Origin of the sequence: Marinimicrobium sp. LS-A18, from assembly GCF_000463525.1 — a bacterium.
GTDB classification, from domain to species: Bacteria; Pseudomonadota; Gammaproteobacteria; order Pseudomonadales; family Cellvibrionaceae; genus Marinimicrobium; species Marinimicrobium koreense.
The window spans coordinates 199266-216123 of the sequence record NZ_AWEP01000003.1; the positions used below are offsets into that span (position 1 = coordinate 199266).

Consider the following 16858-nt stretch of genomic DNA (forward strand, 5'->3'; position numbering starts at 1 on the left):
AGGCCTAGCGCAACTTGCGCTGGGCGAGTTCACCTGCCAGAGCGCCGACGTTACCGGCACCCTGAGTAATCACAATATCGCCCGGTTTGACGATATCCCGAATCACATCCGGGACATCATCCACCGACTCGACAAATATCGGCTCGACCGCGCCGCGCATCCGAATGCTGCGGCTCAAGTGGCGGCCATCCGCGCCCGGGATAGCGTCTTCGCCAGCGCTGTACACTTCCAGCAGCACCAGCGCATCAACCGAGGACAACACGTCCACAAAGTCTTCGTACAGATCCCGGGTCCGCGTGTAGCGGTGCGGCTGATAGACCATCACCAAGCGGCGATCCGGCCAACCATCGCGGATGGCCGCAATCGTCGCCGCCACTTCGCGGGGGTGATGTCCGTAGTCGTCCACCAACATGGCTTCGCCGTTCTCCACCTGGTAGTGGCCATACACCTGGAAGCGACGACCCACACCGGCGAAGTGTTTGAGTCCGTCCTGAATGGCCTGATCGCTCAGGCCTTCATCGGTGGCGACGGCCACTACTGCCGTCGCATTCAATACGTTGTGCAACCCGGGAATATTGAGCTCGATCGCCAGCGGCTCTTTATGGTCCGGGCGCTCGACTTCAAAGCGGGTCTGCATCTTGTCCTTGCTGACATTGATCGCCCGAAAGTCACAGTGGGCCTCAAAGCCATAAGTCAGTATCGGGCGCGACAGCGATGGGATGATGTCGCGCACCACCGGATCATCCCCGCACAACACCGCCAGCCCGTAGAACGGCAGGTTGTGAATGAATTCGATAAAGGTGCGCTTCAACTGGTTGAAGTCGCCCCCATAGGTGTCCATGTGATCCGCGTCGATGTTGGTCACCACCGCCACCATGGGCTGCAAGTGCAGGAAGGACGCATCGCTTTCGTCCGCTTCCGCCACCAGGTAGCGACTGGCCCCCAACTGAGCATTACTGCCCGCGCTATTGACCAGGCCGCCAATAATGAAGGTCGGGTGCTGCCCGCCGGCCGCCAGCACCGACGCCATCAGGCTGGTGGTGGTGGTTTTACCGTGAGTGCCGGCCACCGCAATACCGTGGCGATAGCGCATCAGTTCACCGAGCATCTCGGCGCGTCGCACGATGGGAATACGTCGCTCGCGGGCGCTGATCATCTCCGGGTTGTCCGCTTTCACCGCACTGGAGTTGACCACAACGTGCGCATCCACCACGTTCTCTTCGCGGTGGCCGATAAACACTTTTGCCCCCATCGCCTCGAGGCGACGGGTGGTGCCGGAGGCTTTCAGATCGGAGCCGGTAATTTCATAGCCCTGATTGATCAGCACCTCCGCAATACCACTCATACCCGCACCGCCGATGCCGATAAAGTGAATGCGTCGAATGCGGCGCATCTCCGGAACTTCGTAATATTGAATGGCTTTATCCACGATTGACCTCGGTTTGGGCAATGCATTGCTCGGCGACCACTCGCGCCGCTTCGGGTCGTGCCAGTTGGCGGCCACATTCGGCCATGGCGCGCAGGCGACTGCGCTCGGAAAACTCTTCCCGCATCAAGGCCGCCAGCTTTTCACCGTCCAGATCTTTTTGCGAGACCGCCAGCGCGGCACCGGCATTCACCAACACGGCCGCATTGTGCGTCTGATGATCATCAATGGCGTAGGGGAACGGAATCAACAACGCCGCCAACCCCACTGTCATCAACTCTGAAATTGTCAGGGCGCCGGCTCGACAGATCACCCAGTCGGCCCAGGCGTAGGCCTCGGCCATATCATCAATGAACGCATCCACCCGGGCGTCCACGCCGGCAGCGTCATAGTGCGACCGGGTGGCTTCCTGGTGGGCCGCGCCACTTTGATGCCACACCGCCGGGCGGACGTCAGGTGCAAGTCGGGCCAACGCTTCGGGCACCTGTTCGTTAATGGCCTGCGCCCCCAGGCTGCCACCCAGCACCAGAAGCCGCAGCGGCTGCTCGCCCCGCGCGCTGAAACGCTCCGCGGGCGCTGCCAGGGCCGCCAGCTCACGACGCACCGGATTGCCCACCATCTGCGCTCCTTTCAGGCCAGTCGGGAACGCGCTGAGCACCGATTGAGCCAAAGGCGCCAGGTAGCGATTTGTCGTGCCCGGGATGGCGTTCTGTTCGTGAATGACCAACGGCTTCCACAACAGTTTTGCCGCAATACCACCAGGGCCGGAGGCAAACCCGCCAAAGCCCACCACGACATCCGGCTTGAACCGCCAGATCACCGCCAGCGCCTGACAGATGGCCGCCAAAATCAGAAACGGCGCTTTCAGGAGGCCGGCCATACCGCGGCCCCGCACGCCCTGCACGGACAGATAATGCAGGGCAATACCCGCGCCTGGCACCAGACGGGCCTCAATACCTTTGGCGGTACCCAACCAGGCCACCTGAACGCCTTGCGCCTGCAGCTCGTGCGCCACCGCCAACGCCGGAAACACATGACCGCCGGTGCCACCGGCCATAATCAAGGCTTTTTTACGGGTGGCTGAAGTCATCATGCTGCCTCCCGCCACTGTGAGCTCACCGACACCGGCTTGACCCGGGTGCGCACGCGCGAAACCGGAACCGCCTGGCGCTGTTCCCAATCCACCCGAATCACAAAGCCGATCAGCGCGCAGCCAATCAACAAGCTGCTGCCGCCATAACTGATGAACGGCAGAGTCAGCCCCTTGGTGGGCAACAAGCCCGCGGCAACACCGACATTGATGAATACCTGGAAGGTGAACAATATGGCCACGCCGTAAGAGGCGAACGCGGCAAACAACCGGTTGGCCGTCAGGTTTGCGCGAGCGATCGCAAAAACCCGCACGATCAACGCCGCAAATACTCCGAGCATCACCACCAGGCCGATCAGTCCAAACTCCTCGGCCATGATGGCGGCAATAAAGTCCGTATGCGCTTCCGGCAGGTAAAACAGCTTCTGGAGACTGTTCCCGAGACCAAGGCCAAACCACTCTCCCCGACCGAAGGCGATCAGGGATTGCGTCAACTGATAGCCGGAGCCAAACTGAGCCGACCAGGGATCCAGAAAGGTCACCAGACGGGTCATCCGATAGGGCGAATACACCGCCAGTGCTGCCAGACAGGCAATGGCCGCCGCCGCCAACAACCCGAAGTGCCAAAGCTTGACCCCGGCGATAAACATCATCGCCAGCACCACGCTGGCCAGCACCACGGCACTACCGAAGTCCGGCTGGAACAACAGCAGCAAACACATCAGCCCCAACACCAGCACCGGCTTCACGAAGCCCTGCCAACCGGTATATAACTCCTGGTGCCGACGGGCGAAGAAGCTGGCAAAGAACACAACCGCAGCCACTTTAGCCACTTCCGAAATCTGAACCGAGATCAACCCGAGGTCCAGCCAGCGACGGGCGCCGTTCACCTCCCGGCCAATACCCGGAACCAACACCAGGCAGAGCAACCCGAGGGTCGCCACCATCAACCAGCCGGCGTATTGCTGGGCATAGCGCACCGGCACCGCCACGACCAGAGCGGCAACCGCCACCCCCAACAGCAGGTACACAAAGTGCCGCTTGGTAAAGAACCAGGGGTCACCGTAGGTGTCCGCCGCAAACGCGATCGAGGCGGAAGCGATCATCACCAGACCAATGCTGAGCAGACCGAGCCACAGGAGAATCAGCCATTGATCCACGCCGCCACGGAAAATCGCCACGGACTCTTCCCAGTGCTGTTTGAGCCAATTGATCATTGCTGGCCCTCCACTGCCTGGCGGAACTGCTCGCCCCGGTCCTGGTAATTGCGGAACATATCGAAGCTCGCGCAGGCCGGAGACAACAGAACCACATCGCCTGACTGTGCGGCGGTGGCGGCTTTGCGCACCGCATCCACCATGGAGTCCGCGCGGATCACGTCCGCCAGGTCGCCCAGCGTCGACTCCATGGCATCGGCGGCGGCGCCGATCAACACCAGGGTGCGAACACAGCGCTCGACCGGTTTGCGCAACTCGGCAAAGTCCGCGCCTTTGGGGTCGCCGCCGGCGATCAGTACAACCTTTCCCTGAGGGGGCATCAGCCCTTCAATGGCCGCCACGGCGGCGCCCACGTTGGTGCCCTTGGAGTCGTTGTAGTAGGCCACGCCAGCGTGTTCCGCCACCCACTCGCACCGGTGCGCCAAGCCCCGGAAGCGACGCAGGGTGTTAAGCATGGACTCGTGAGCCAAACCCGCCGAGTGCCCCAATGCCAACGCCGCCAACGCGTTATCAATATTGTGCCGTCCCTTGATTTTCAGTTCGCTCGCCGGCATCAGAGGGTCAAGCTGCCAGTACAGCCACAACTCGCCCTCATGCTCGGCCGCGCCAAACCGGTGAAACTCCGGACGTCCACCGAAGGTGACCGGTATCGCATTGACACTCATCGGCGGCTGGGTCAGCACACTCTGGCTGTTGTACACCACCTGTTCCGCGCCGAAATAAACCCGCAACTTGGCCTGATGGTAGGCGGGCATGTTCGGGTAGCGATCCATATGATCGGCACTGACATTGAGCACCGTGGCCACCTTGGCGCTCAGTTTTGAAACACCTTCCAGTTGAAAGCTGGAAAGCTCCAACACATACAACTCAACGCTGTCGTCGAGCAGATCCAGTGCCGGGGTGCCGAGGTTGCCGCCCACGGCGACCCGCACGCCCGCATCTTTGGCCATTTCACCCACCAGGGTGGTGACCGTGCTCTTGGCGTTGGAGCCGGTAATCGCGATCAGCGGCGCCTTGGCGTAACGCACGAACAGTTCGATATCGCCCACCAGGCGAGCGCCAGCATTGCGCGCCTGTTGCAGTTCGGGGATGCTAATCGCGATCCCCGGGCTGACCACCACCTCTTCCACCCGGCTCATCAACGCCACATCCAGGGGGCCGAACTGCACCCGCTCGGCACCAAACTCCTGCTCCAGCGCCTCGCGCTGGGGATGATCCGCACGGGTATCCAGCAAGGTGAACGCCTGCCCCCGACGCGCCAGAAAACGCGCGACGGAGACGCCGGTCACACCGGCGCCCACGATGGCGGTTTCACAGCTTGACGCAATCAGTTGAGGCACAGTTTCACTCGCTCCGTTAACGCAGTTTCAACGTGGCCAGCCCGAAGGAGACCAACATGACGGTAATAATCCAGAAACGCACGATCACGCGCGGCTCCGGCCAACCTTTCAATTCGTAATGGTGATGCAGCGGTGCCATCCGGAAAATCCGGCGCCCGGTCAATTTGTAGGACGCCACCTGCAGGATGACCGACACCGTTTCCATCACAAAGATGCCGCCCATGATGAACAGGACAATCTCGTGGCGAACAATCACGGCAATCACCCCCAGGGCGGCCCCCAGCGCAAGCGCACCTACATCGCCCATGAATACCTGAGCCGGATAAGTGTTGAACCACAAAAAGCCCAGCCCGGCACCCGCCAGGGCGCCGCAGAAAATCACCAGCTCACCGGCGCCGGGGATATGAGCGATGTGCAGATAATTGGCAAACTCCACGTGGCCGGACAAATAGGCAATGATCCCCAGCGCCGAGCCCACCATAACCGAAGGCATGATCGCCAACCCATCCAGACCGTCGGTCAGGTTCACCGCGTTGCTCGAACCGACAATCACGAAGTAGGTGATCACCAGATAAAACACGCCCAGATCCAGCGCCACGTTTTTGAAAAACGGTACAAACAGCTGGGTCTCCGCAGGCAGAACGGCGGTGTAATACAGAAACAGGGCCGCGCCGACACCGGCCACGGATTGCCAGAAATACTTCCAGCGCGCGGGCAGACCACGGGAGTTGGACTGGACCACTTTGCGGTAATCGTCGACCCAACCCACGGCGCCGAAAATGCCGGTCACCACCAGCACCACCCAGACATAACGATTGCTGAGATCGGTCCAGAGCAGGGTGCTGATGAAAATGGCCGCGAGAATCAGCGTGCCGCCCATGGTCGGTGTGCCGGACTTGCTCAAATGCGTTTGCGGTCCGTCGCTGCGCACAGCCTGACCGATCTGCAGGTAGTTGAGCCGGCGAATCATCCAGGGCCCCAACAACAGTGAAATCACCAGGGCTGTCAGCACCCCGAGAATCGCACGCAGCGTCAGGTACTGAAACACGGCCATGCCGCGCAGGTATTCTTGTAAGTATTCTGCGAGCCACAGTAGCATCAGTCTTGGTCTCCGATTTTGCTCAAACCGCGCACCACCCGATCCATACCGGCGCTGCGAGAACCTTTAATCAACACGCGGGTGTGTTCATCCAGCTCACCCTTGAGGGCTGCAATCACTTCCTCATGAGTACGGTAGGCGCTGGCGCCCTCACCAAAGGCCTCAGCGGCCTGGGCGCTCAGGGGCCCCAGCGTCACCAGCCGATCCAGGCCGCGTTCGCGCGCCCGCTCACCCACCTCACGATGCAGCTCGACACTCTGCTCTCCGAGCTCGCCCATATCGCCCAGCACCAGTATGCGTTTGCCCTGGTGTGCGGCGAGCACTTCGATCGCCGCCCGGACCGAGCCGGGGTTGGCGTTGTAACTGTCGTCAATGATCAGCGCGTCGGCCCAACCTCGCCGGGCGGACATACGCCCCGCCACCGGTTCAAAACTCTCCAACCCACGGGCAATGGCCTGAGCGCTCAGGCCCAACGCCAACGCACAACCGGCTGCGGCCAGGGCGTTTCTGACGCTGTGCTCACCCGGTACCGCCAGTTGCACCCGCGCCTCATCGTTGCGGGTGACCAGGGTGAACAGAACACTGTCCGGGCGATACTCGATATCCCGAGCCCGACAATCCGCCTCCTGCTGATCCAGCGATACACTGATCACTCGGCGGCCACCCAGACTGGACAACCAGTAAGAGGCAAAGGCGTCGTCGCGGTTGATCACGGCAATGCCGTTTTCATCCAGCGCGGTATAGATTTCTCCCTTGGCGCGGGCGACGCCTTCGACCGAACCAAAACCTTCGATATGCGCCGGCATGACGTTATTGATCAGCGCCACATCCGGCTTCGCCCACTGACAATAGGACGCGATTTCGCCCGGGCCACTCGCGCCCATTTCAATCACCGCGTACTCGTGATGCTCATCCAGCTCCAACAGCGTCAATGGCACACCGATGTGATTATTCAGGTTGCCCCGCGTTGCCAGAACACCGCCGGCACGCACCAGAATGCCCGCGAGCATGGTCCGCACGGTGGTTTTGCCGCTGCTGCCGGTGATCGCCACCAGCGGGCCCCGAAACCGTTCACGGTTGAGCAATGCCACCTGGCCCAGGGCCGTCAGGGTATCCGGCACAACCCACTGAGGTACGGTCAGGTCCGGCACCGGCTGGTCGACCACCACGCCACAGGCGCCCCGGTCGACTGCGGTCTGCACAAACTCATGGCCGTCAAAGCGCTCGCCCCGCAGCGCCAGGAACAGATCCCCGGCCTGCACGGTTCGGGTGTCGGTGCTCAACCGACGGAACTCGGCATCTCCCTGGGTCAACTCACCCCCAAAACGACGGTTCAGCTCTGACAAAGCGATCGTACCGATCATGGTGTCACCTCCCCGGGAGTCAATTTATCCAGCCGACGCTGCAGCGATTGGCGCACCTGCTGGCAATCACTGAACGCCAGGGTTTCCCGGGCAAAAATCTGATAATCCTCATGGCCCTTACCCGCGACCAATACCGTATCGCCGGCGCGGGCCTGCTGAATGGCCAGGTCGATAGCCTGAGCGCGATCGGCAATCACCAGGCACTGATGGTCATTGTCCATGCCCCGCAGAATGTCCGCCGCGATCTGGGCGGGATCCTCTGAGCGGGGGTTGTCGTTGGTCACTACCACGTAATCGCTGTACCGCTCGGCAAGCCGCCCCATCTTCGGACGCTTGGCGCGGTCCCGGTCTCCACCGCAACCGAACACACACCAGAGCCGACCCGTGTTGTGGTGACTCAACGCTTTGAGGGTATTCTCCAGTGCGTCCGGGGTGTGGGCGTAATCCACCACTACTTGCACATCCTGTCGTTGCTCATCCAGAACCACCGGCTCCATGCGCCCGGGTGCCGGTACCAGACCGGGAACGGCGGCCAGAATGTCCTCCAGCGCCATACCGGCGGCACAGAGCGTTGCGATCACGCCCAGCAGGTTGCTGAGATTGAACTCACCCAACAGTGGGCTGTGGAGCTCGCCCTGTCCCCAGGGGGTGTTGATCAGGGCACTGATGCCCGCGCGCTGTTCGACCCGATCGGTGACGTAGACATCGGCTTGAGGGTCATCCAGGGCATAACTCACCACCTGAACTCCTTCCGGCACCTGATTGGCGAGGCTCGCGGCCCAGGCATCATCCCGATTGATGACCGCCACCTGCAGGCCGGGTTGCTCCAGCAAGCGTGCCTTGGCGGCGCCATAGCGGATCAGATCTCCGTGGAAATCCAGGTGGTCATGGCTCAGGTTGGTGAACAGAGCGGCCGTCATCGTCACAGCGGCCACGCGCCCCTGAACCAGACTGTGGGAGGAAACTTCCATGGCCACCGTCTGCGCGCCCTGATCCACCAGCGAGCGCAGCGTTTTCTGCACACTCAGCGCGTCCGGTGTGGTCAAGCCTGTGTGTTCCAGGCCGGCAATCTGCTTGGCGGCAGGCTCATCGGCTTTCAACAGTCCATACCCCAGAGTGCCGATCACCCCTGCCGTTCCCCAATGGACGGCCGCCAGCTGGGCCATCAGCAGAGAGCAGGTGGTTTTGCCGTTGGTTCCGGTCACGCCAAAGATGTTGACCGCTTCGCTCGGGGACTGATACAGCCGATTTGCCAACTCGCTCAGTTGGCCCGCCAGGTTGGGCAGTGCAACAACCGGCACAGACTGAAGGTCCGCCGGTGCGTCCACATCCACCAGCACCGCCACGGCGCCACTGTCGACGGCATCCTTTATATAAGCTCGCCCATCATGCACCGCGCCCTTGAGGGCGACAAACGCATCACCGGGCTGAACCTGGCGGCTGTCCAGGGTCAGCCCCTGAATGTCGGGCAGCGACGCCGGATCGAGCTTCAGCGCCGGTGCCAGGTCCGCGAGGTTAATGGCGTAGCGACGGGTCATGACCAGGGCTCTCCGCGCTTTTTGTCATCCTGAACCATGATGCCTTTCGCCCCGTCCACTCTGGGCGGCACCTGCAAAAGACGCAGTGCGCCTTCGGCTACTCTGGAAAACACCGGAGCGGCCACTTGGCCACCAAAATAACGCTCATCCGAGGGCTCATCGATGATTACCGCCGCGACAATGCGCGGATTGTCTGCCGGTGCCATACCGACAAACGAGGCGATGTATCGGTTCTCAACATAACCACCCTCACCCACTTTATGCACGGTGCCGGTTTTGCCCGCCACCGGATAAGCCGGAATTTCAGCCCTGCGGGCCGTACCCTCGGTACTGACCGCCCGACGCAGCATGGCCGTGACCTGCCGGGCCAGCTCTTCATCCACCACTCGCTCGCCCTCGACCACGTCGTCTACCCTCAGCAGCGAAGGCGTGCGTTTGACCCCGCCACTGGCAACCGTGCTGTAAGCGTTTACCAACTGCATGGCGGTGAGATTCAGACCGTAACCAAAGGCGTAGGTTGCCCGCTGAATGGGGCGCCAGTTTTCATAGGTGGGCAGCGTACCCACCGCTTCACCCGGAAACCCGGTACCCACACCCTGGCCCAGTCCGAGCCGCTGATACATGTTGCGCACCGTCGATGGCTCAAGCTTCAGTGCCAGTTTGGTCATGCCCACCTGGCTGGATTTTGCAATCACTCCACTTAGATCCAGGGTGCCGTAGTTCACCGGATCCAACAGTGTTTTACGCCCCACCTGAACATAACCGGGGGCGGTGTTGATAAGCGAACTGGGACTGAAACGACCGGTTTCCAGTGCCGCCATGACCGCCAGCGGCTTCATGGTGGAGCCGGGTTCAAACAGGTCCGTGATTGCCCGGTTGCGCAACGCCCCAGAGTGCAGATCGGAGCGATCGTTCGGGTTGTAGGCCGGCTGGTTGGTCATGGCCAGAACCTCGCCGGTCTGCACATCCATGATCACCAGCGACCCGCCCTTGGCGTTGTTTTTCAGGACCGCGGCTTTCAGTTCCCGATGCGCCAGATATTGAAGGCGCAAGTCAATGCTGAGTGCGAGATTGCGACCGGGCCGGGCGGACTTCACCAACTGGAGCTCTTTGACGGTACGACCACGCAAATCCTTGAGCACCTGCTTGGCGCCACTCTCCCCCGACAGCCAGGCGTCGTAAGCCAGCTCCATGCCCTCCTGGCCCCGATCGTCGATATCGGTAAAGCCCACCAGATGAGCCGCCACTTCCCCGGCCGGGTAATAGCGGCGGTACTCGCGCTGGCTGTAAACGCCGGGAATCTCCAGCGCCAGAACCGCTTCGGCAGCCTGGGGAGGCAGATGCCGGCGCAGATACATAAACTCCTTGCCGCTATAACGAGAGAGCCGAGCTTCCAGCTCGGCTTCCGACAGTTCCAGCGCCCGCGCCAACTCGTTCCAGCGCTCGGGCGACTGCAACAGGAGTGTCGGGTCTGCCCAGAGGGTTTCGACCGGCGTACTGACTGCCAATGGTTCGCCGTTGCGGTCAGTAATCACCCCCCGGTAGGCACTGATGGATTCGGTGCGCAGGGTTCGGGCCTGCCCCTGGCCCTGGAGAAACTCATAACCCTGGGCGGTATCGGGCAGCACCTGCAGACTGGCCAGGCGCCACAACAGCGCCGAGCCGAGTACCAGCACGGCCAGGGCCACCAGCCAGACTCGCCAGCGGGCAATTGTCAGAGTCTGCGCCCTACTCATGAATCACCATCACGATGTCTTCGTCATCCGGCAGACGCATGGCCAGCTCATCGCGGGCTATTTGCTCCACCCGGCCATAGGCGGCCCAGGTGCTCTGCTCCAACATATATTGTCCCCACACGACCTGGAGCTCGGCCGCCTCCCGGCGCAGGGTCTCCAGACGGTCAACCCGCTGACGGGTCTGATGGGTAGAGGCGATGACCGCCAGCGCCGACAACACCACCAACACCCACAACACAGCCACCGCCAGGGTGATGCCCCGGCGGGAGTGCTGTGCATTGGATGTGTTGTGGGTCATGGTCAAAATCGCCTCGTCACCTGATCGTTTAAAGTTTTTCCGCAACGCGCATAATGGCGCTGCGTGAACGCACGTTTGCGCCCACTTCAATGTCGCTGGCCCGAACCGCCTTGCCCACACTCTTGAGCGTGCGATCGAGCTGCTCATCGCGTACCGGCAGTCCGGCCGGTAGCGGCTGCCCTTTTTCCTGCCGGCGGATAAAGCGCTTCACCAGGCGGTCTTCCAGCGAGTGGAAGCTGATCACCACCAGCCGTCCGCCCGGCGCCAACACCGTCAAGGCCTGGGCAAGAATGGCCTCGAGGTCCGACAACTCATTGTTGACGTGAATCCGGATCCCCTGGAACGCCCGGGTTGCCGGGTGCTTGCCTTTCTCCCAGGCCGGGTTGGCCGCCTTGACGATTTCGGCCAGTTGCGAGGTCCGGGTGATCGGTTGTTCCGCCCGGGCGGCGACCAGCGCTCGCGCCATTCGCTTGCCGAAGCGCTCTTCGCCATACTCTTTCAGAACCCGGGCGATCTCGGCTTCCGGGGCCTCAGCAAGCCACTCGGCCGCACTCTGTCCGGAGCTTCGGTCCATCCGCATGTCCAGAGGACCGTCGTTCATAAAGCTGAAACCACGTTCGGCTTCATCCAACTGCGGCGACGACACGCCCAGATCCAACAACAGTCCCTGGACCTTGCCGGTCATGCCTCTCGCATCCACCAATTCGGCAAGTGCGGCAAAGGAGCCTTGAGCGATCTCGAAGCGGGCATCTCCAGCAAACCGCTCATGCGCCACCGCGATGGCATCGGCATCCTTATCAATGCCCAGTAGCCGCCCCTTTTCCGACAGCCGCTCCAGAATCCGGGCACTGTGCCCACCCCGGCCAAAGGTACCGTCGACATAAAAGCCGTCGACATCCTGAACCAGGGCGTCAACCGCTTCATTCAACAGTACCGTTTGGTGGGGCGAATCGCTCATGGGCTACCTTTTGTTATGCCGCGTTTGTTGTGCCACTTCGGCTCGGGCCGAGCCACTTGAAATCCGGTTACAGTGTCAGCGATTGCAGCGCCGGGGACAGCTCGGTATCGAGCGGCTGCTCAATCAGCTCCTGCCAGCTGTCTTCGTTCCACAATTCCATCTTGTCGCCCAACCCCACCAGCATCAGTTTCTTGTCCAGTCTGGCGAAGCTGCGCAAGGTGGGGGGCACCAGAATTCGTCCGTTGCCATCCATCTCCAACGGGGTCGCATAACCAATCCAGAGACGCTTGATCCGGCCCGCCGCCGGGTCGTTATCCGGCAGCGCTTGAATTTTCGGCAGTCGCTCCAGCCAGTCCGGCTCGGAGTACACCAGCAGGCAGCGCTGCTGGGTGTGAGCGGTCAGCACCAGGCGGCCCTCGCAGGACGCGACAAAGGACTCGCGAATGCGAGTCGGGATCGCCATGCGACCCTTCGCGTCCATATTGATGGAGTGACTGCCTGTGAGCACGATTCACCTGTCAATTGATGGGAGGTGTGGGCACTTTTCACCACTTCACATCCCGGATTTCCACAAAAAACCACTAATAACCACTTTCTACCACTTATGGCACACTATAAATCCGGGCAAAGCAAAGTCAAGCAATAGAGAAGGAAAATGCGGCGAACCGCACGGGATCTGCAGAGAAAACTGTAGGTATAGACAGGAATGAGAGATGCGCCAGAAACCGCTAAAAGGGAATAAGCTATAACTATCAGCGCAATAGAGAACAAACTTAAAGTGTTACATTAAGTTTGTGGATTTTTAGGATTAAAAAAGACGGGGGATAGAAGGAAGCGCTCTAAAACAGAATAAGTCGGAGTCGGCCTGTAAGCCGGGTTCTGTCGAGGACAGTCATTCATCTGGGATGCGTGTCGCCACGCACCTCGAGCGACCTACCCGAACCCGGTACGGGCCGCACCATCGGGTTCCTATTTGGTCTTGCTCCGAGCGGGGTTTACCATCGCCACGAACTGTTGCCAGTCGCGCGGTGCGCTCTTACCGCACCATTTCACCCTTACCGGCGACCGAGGTCGCTTAGGCGGTTTACTTTCTGCTGCACTTTCCGTGGGCTCTCGCCCCCCAGGCGTTACCTGGCGCTCTGCCCTATGGAGCCCGGACTTTCCTCCCCGGTGCAAGCACCGAAGCGACTGCCGAGCCGACTCCGAGGACATAGAGTAGCGACCTTGGCGAACGTGCGCAAGCGCACATTTTCAACACAAAGCACCACACCCCAGATTATTTACTGACGATTTCGTTTTTAATCCCGTTATGATCTAAAATAAGGTCAACCATAAAAAAGGACAGGAGACGTCTGTGAACACTTATAAACTTACCGCACTTTCACTGGCCATCGCGGCCAGCTTCAGCGTCACGGCCCAGGCCCAGAGCACACCGGCCCTGGAGGAAATTCTGGTCACCGCGCAAAAGCGCGAGCAGAACCTTCTGGATGTCCCCATTTCGGTCAACGCCATGGCGGGCGAGAAAATCGACGATACCGGCATCACCGGCATCGAACGCATGGCCGATTACATACCCAGTCTGAACATGACCCAGACCGGCATCGGCACCACCATTTCGATCCGGGGCATCAGCTCCGGCGTCAACCAGGGCTTCGAGCAGTCCGCCGCCCAGTTTGTGGACGGGGTTCACTTCGGCCGCGCCCAGCTCAGCCGGGCGCCGTTTCTGGATATAGAGCGGGTCGAGGTTCTGCGCGGCCCGCAGAGCATCCTGTTCGGCAAGAACAGTACCGCGGGCGCCATCAGCATCACGACCGCCCGCCCCACCGATGAGTTCTTCGCCAAAGTGAGCGGCTTGTACGAGCCCGAGCACAGCGAGCAGGACCTGCGCGCGGTCATTTCCGGTCCGCTGACCGATCAGCTCAGTGGCCGACTGGCTGTGTTGGATCGCAGTATTGATGGTCATTTCCACAACACCACCACCGGCCAGGATGAAACCCGGGAAGAAGATCAGGTGGTGCGCGGCACCCTGCTCTGGCAACCCAACAGCCAGTGGGATATCACCCTGAAGCTCGAGGATGGCTCCTTCGATCAGGAGGGGCGCAACCTCGAGGTGGTCAACCCCGCGGAGATCGAGATTCCCGGCCGCCCCACCGTGCCCTATTCGGCGGTACTCGCCCAGCTGACCGGCGGCGCCTACACCCTGGATACCACCCAGGACTTCAACCGTCAGTCCAACGGCGATTTCAGTTACAACAACACCCGCAATGCCATGCTGGAGGTGGAGACCGAGCTGGGCGAGCACAGCCTGACCGCCGTGAGCGGTTATACCGCCTACGACTATGAAGAACTGTGCGATTGCGACTTCGTCGGCGTCCCGATGTTCAACATCCTGTCGAAAGAGGATTACAGCCAGGTCAGCCAGGAAATCCGTATCGCCTCGCCGGAATCCGGCCCCTTCAGCTACATGGGCGGCCTGTTCTATCAGAGCAGTGACCTGGAATTCGACGATGAAATCCGGGTTCCCTCGGACAGCCTTCTGCCGGTTGCCTTGCAGCAACAGGTGGGTGAAGGCGCACTGCTATTGCGCGGCACCGCCTCCCAGCGGGATTTCGAGCAGGATAGCGACATCGCCGCGGTATTTTTCCAGGGCACCTGGGAACTCACCAGCGACCTGCGCCTGATTCTCGGTGGACGCTACACCGACGAAGAAAAAACCGCGAGCCGGCGTCAGTACCACACGGTAACGGACCCGAACAGTGGCGCCACCGTCGAGCGCCCCGTTGGCACCCCGCAGGATCCCTACAATGGCCTGTACGGACTGTTCAACATCGAGCCCTACGAGGCGCTGAGCCGGACCCGCTCGGAGTCCGGTTTCACGCCGTCGGTCACCCTGCAGTATGACCTCAACGGCACGGACATGGTCTATGCCAGCTACACCACTGGCTTCAAATCCGGTGGCTTCGATGTGCGCTCCAACGCCCACCCGGGCCCCACGGTAAACAACGCCGTCAACGCCTCGTCCGGCTCGCCGGTTCCGATTACCGGGGTGTTCGAATTTGAGGATGAAGAGGTCAAGAACTATGAGCTCGGGGGCAAATTCAACCTCGCCGACGGCCGGGCCGAGCTGAACGCGGCCCTGTTCTACACTGACTTCCAGGACCTGCAGACCAGCCAGTTTGACGGCGCCTTCAGCTTTAACGTCACCAATGCCGCCGAGGCCGCCATTCAGGGGCTGGAGCTGGACGGACGTTGGATGGCCACCAACGAGCTGATGATCTCCGGTGGGCTGGCCTGGCTGGACTTCGAGTACGACGACTTCCCTACCGCCCAGTGCTACTTTGGCGAGGCGCCGGGGCAGACCCAGTGTGACGCCAGCGGCGAAACCCGGGAATTCACCCCCGAATTCCAGGGCAACATCAGCGCTAATCACACTCTGGCACTGAGCCGTGGACTGACTCTGAGCAGCACCCTGGACCTGATTTACAGCGACGAGTACCTGGCGACACCCACCCTGGACCCACGCATGGCTCAGGACAGCTACGTGAAAGTGAACGCCCGGGTGGCCCTGAGCGGCCAGGACGACCGCTGGGAAGTGGCGCTGATCGGCAAGAACCTGACCGATGAGGCCATTGTCAGCTACGCCAACGGCCTCCCGGTGGCAACGGTTCTGACCGGCGGAACCGGCAGCGGTTATTACGCTTTCTATGAACGACCGCGCAGTGTTGCGTTGCAGGGGACTTTGCGGTTTTGATGCTTTAAGCAAGCTGGGTTACGGCGGATGCGCGTGGGTTCGTTACGGCGGATGCGGCCTTCGGCCTTATCCGCCCTACGCATAGTGCGGAGTTTGCGTAGGGCGGATAAGCGAAGCGCATCCGCCGTAACCACCCTCTCCCACTCAAACTACTTATGCTCAAGCGCCCACTGATACAGGGCGTTTTTTTTCACCCCGGTAATCTTCGCCCCCATCGCGGCCGCCTGCTTGAGCGGCAGTTCCTCCAGCAGAATACCCATCACCCGCTCAGCTTCGGCATCCAGCGTACTGTCCGAACGGTTTGAAGCACCCGCCACCATCAGCACAATCTCCCCCCGCTGCTGATTGCTGTCCGCCCGAACGAACTCCACCAGCTCCGCCAGGGGTGCCAGCCGAATGGTCTCAAAGGTTTTGGTCAGCTCACGGGCAATCACCGCCTCACGGTCACCCCCCATCACCTCGGCCATGGCCTCCAGGCAGGCCAGCACCCGATGCGGCGCCTCGTAGAAAATCAGGGTGCGCGACTCGGCGGACAGTGCCTCCAGCCACTGGCGGCGGGCATTCGCCTTGGGCGGCGGGAACCCTTCGAAGGAAAAGCGATCAGAGGGAAGACCCGACGCACTGAGCGCCGCGACCATGGCGCAGGCGCCGGGTACCGGCACCACATTCAGGCCGCGCTCGCGCGCTGAACGCACCAGCCGATAGCCGGGGTCTGACACCAACGGCGTACCGGCATCGGAAATCAGCGCCACGGACTCCCCGGCAACCACCCGATCCAGGATTTTACTGGTGCGTTCTGCATCACTGTGGTCGTGGTAAGCGATGCAGGGGGTGGATATGGAAAAATGTGACAGGAGTCGCGCACTATGGCGAGTATCCTCCGCCGCAATCAACGCCACTGATTGTAGAATTTCCACCGCACGGGGTACCATATCGGCCAAATTGCCAATAGGCGTGGCGACAACATACAGAACACCGGCCGCAGAGGTACCCGAACTGCCACCGGGTGCCAGCGGATCTGATGTCGTATTGGAGGTCATA

The 16858-nt window shown here is 61.2% G+C and carries 13 protein-coding genes and 1 other RNA gene; 1 reads left to right on the forward strand and 13 read right to left on the reverse strand.

All coding sequences use genetic code 11. The features are described 5' to 3' along the window. Positions 1-4: 4 nt before the first annotated feature. The 12 genes from murC to rnpB all read right to left on the reverse strand — a co-directional run bounded on the left by murC (position 5) and on the right by rnpB (position 13270). Positions 5-1393 (reverse strand): UDP-N-acetylmuramate--L-alanine ligase, encoded by a 1389-nt coding sequence (murC, locus tag N645_RS0107160; protein WP_036160546.1) that lies wholly within the window; start codon positions 1391-1393, stop codon positions 5-7. Between the two features lie 28 nt (positions 1394-1421). After that, the gene (gene murG, locus N645_RS0107165; protein ID WP_024460825.1) at positions 1422-2516 is read right to left on the reverse strand and encodes an undecaprenyldiphospho-muramoylpentapeptide beta-N-acetylglucosaminyltransferase; all 1095 of its coding nucleotides are present in this window, start codon (positions 2514-2516) and stop codon (positions 1422-1424) included. Then, entirely contained in the window at positions 2516-3733 is a 1218-nt protein-coding gene (gene ftsW, locus N645_RS0107170) for a putative lipid II flippase FtsW (protein WP_036160423.1), read from the reverse strand. The genes murG and ftsW overlap by 1 nt, the downstream gene beginning before the upstream one ends. Then, positions 3730-5073 (reverse strand): UDP-N-acetylmuramoyl-L-alanine--D-glutamate ligase, encoded by a 1344-nt coding sequence (gene murD / locus N645_RS0107175; protein WP_202960776.1) that lies wholly within the window; start codon positions 5071-5073, stop codon positions 3730-3732. Before murD ends, ftsW begins: the two co-directional genes overlap by 4 nt. Positions 5074-5089: 16 nt before the next feature. Continuing rightward, a complete protein-coding gene (mraY, locus tag N645_RS0107180) occupies positions 5090-6172 on the reverse strand; it encodes a phospho-N-acetylmuramoyl-pentapeptide-transferase (protein WP_024460828.1) in 1083 nt (360 codons plus the stop codon). Then, complete coding sequence (gene murF / locus N645_RS0107185; RefSeq protein ID WP_024460829.1) at positions 6172-7536, reverse strand: UDP-N-acetylmuramoyl-tripeptide--D-alanyl-D-alanine ligase; 1365 nt, start codon at positions 7534-7536, stop codon at positions 6172-6174. Before murF ends, mraY begins: the two co-directional genes overlap by 1 nt. After that, positions 7533-9074, reverse strand: a complete 1542-nt coding sequence (locus N645_RS0107190) for a UDP-N-acetylmuramoyl-L-alanyl-D-glutamate--2,6-diaminopimelate ligase (protein WP_024460830.1) — start codon at positions 9072-9074, stop codon at positions 7533-7535. The genes murF and N645_RS0107190 overlap by 4 nt, the downstream gene beginning before the upstream one ends. Then, positions 9071-10810 (reverse strand): penicillin-binding protein 2, encoded by a 1740-nt coding sequence (locus N645_RS0107195; protein WP_024460831.1) that lies wholly within the window; start codon positions 10808-10810, stop codon positions 9071-9073. The genes N645_RS0107190 and N645_RS0107195 overlap by 4 nt, the downstream gene beginning before the upstream one ends. Beyond that, complete coding sequence (gene ftsL, locus N645_RS0107200) at positions 10803-11108, reverse strand: cell division protein FtsL (RefSeq protein ID WP_024460832.1); 306 nt, start codon at positions 11106-11108, stop codon at positions 10803-10805. Before ftsL ends, N645_RS0107195 begins: the two co-directional genes overlap by 8 nt. Before the next feature lie 28 nt (positions 11109-11136). Further along, the gene (rsmH, locus tag N645_RS0107205; RefSeq protein WP_024460833.1) at positions 11137-12066 is read right to left on the reverse strand and encodes a 16S rRNA (cytosine(1402)-N(4))-methyltransferase RsmH; all 930 of its coding nucleotides are present in this window, start codon (positions 12064-12066) and stop codon (positions 11137-11139) included. Positions 12067-12133: 67 nt separating this feature from the next. Next, a complete protein-coding gene (gene mraZ / locus N645_RS0107210) occupies positions 12134-12574 on the reverse strand; it encodes a division/cell wall cluster transcriptional repressor MraZ (RefSeq protein WP_024460834.1) in 441 nt (146 codons plus the stop codon). 344 nt (positions 12575-12918) lie between these two features. Further along, positions 12919-13270, reverse strand: an RNA gene (rnpB, locus tag N645_RS17410) — RNase P RNA component class A. Between the two features lie 150 nt (positions 13271-13420). Here rnpB and N645_RS0107215 point away from each other — a divergent pair. Continuing rightward, the gene (locus tag N645_RS0107215) at positions 13421-15817 is read left to right on the forward strand and encodes a TonB-dependent receptor (RefSeq protein WP_024460835.1); all 2397 of its coding nucleotides are present in this window, start codon (positions 13421-13423) and stop codon (positions 15815-15817) included. A gap of 149 nt (positions 15818-15966) precedes the next feature. On the opposite strand, the gene rsmI is transcribed toward N645_RS0107215, so the two are convergent. Beyond that, positions 15967-16857, reverse strand: coding sequence for a 16S rRNA (cytidine(1402)-2'-O)-methyltransferase (rsmI, locus tag N645_RS0107220; protein WP_024460836.1), 891 nt, complete (start codon positions 16855-16857; stop codon positions 15967-15969). Between the last annotated feature and the right edge of the window lies 1 nt (position 16858).

Bases quoted from the DNA above. Each gene is read 5' to 3' on its own strand.
- ftsW (WP_036160423.1), bottom strand. From the start codon at position 3,733: ATGATCAATTGGCTCAAACAGCACTGGGAAGAGTCCGTGGCGATTTTC.
- N645_RS0107190 (WP_024460830.1), bottom strand. From the start codon at position 9,074: ATGACCCGTCGCTACGCCATTAACCTCGCGGACCTGGCACCGGCGCTG.
- ftsL (WP_024460832.1), bottom strand. From the start codon at position 11,108: ATGACCCACAACACATCCAATGCACAGCACTCCCGCCGGGGCATCACC.
- rsmI (WP_024460836.1), bottom strand. From the start codon at position 16,857: ATGACCTCCAATACGACATCAGATCCGCTGGCACCCGGTGGCAGTTCG.
- N645_RS0107195 (WP_024460831.1), bottom strand. From the start codon at position 10,810: ATGAGTAGGGCGCAGACTCTGACAATTGCCCGCTGGCGAGTCTGGCTG.
- murC (WP_036160546.1), bottom strand. From the start codon at position 1,393: ATGCGCCGCATTCGACGCATTCACTTTATCGGCATCGGCGGTGCGGGT.
- rsmH (WP_024460833.1), bottom strand. From the start codon at position 12,066: ATGAGCGATTCGCCCCACCAAACGGTACTGTTGAATGAAGCGGTTGAC.
- mraY (WP_024460828.1), bottom strand. From the start codon at position 6,172: ATGCTACTGTGGCTCGCAGAATACTTACAAGAATACCTGCGCGGCATG.
- murF (WP_024460829.1), bottom strand. From the start codon at position 7,536: ATGATCGGTACGATCGCTTTGTCAGAGCTGAACCGTCGTTTTGGGGGT.
- murG (WP_024460825.1), bottom strand. From the start codon at position 2,516: ATGACTTCAGCCACCCGTAAAAAAGCCTTGATTATGGCCGGTGGCACC.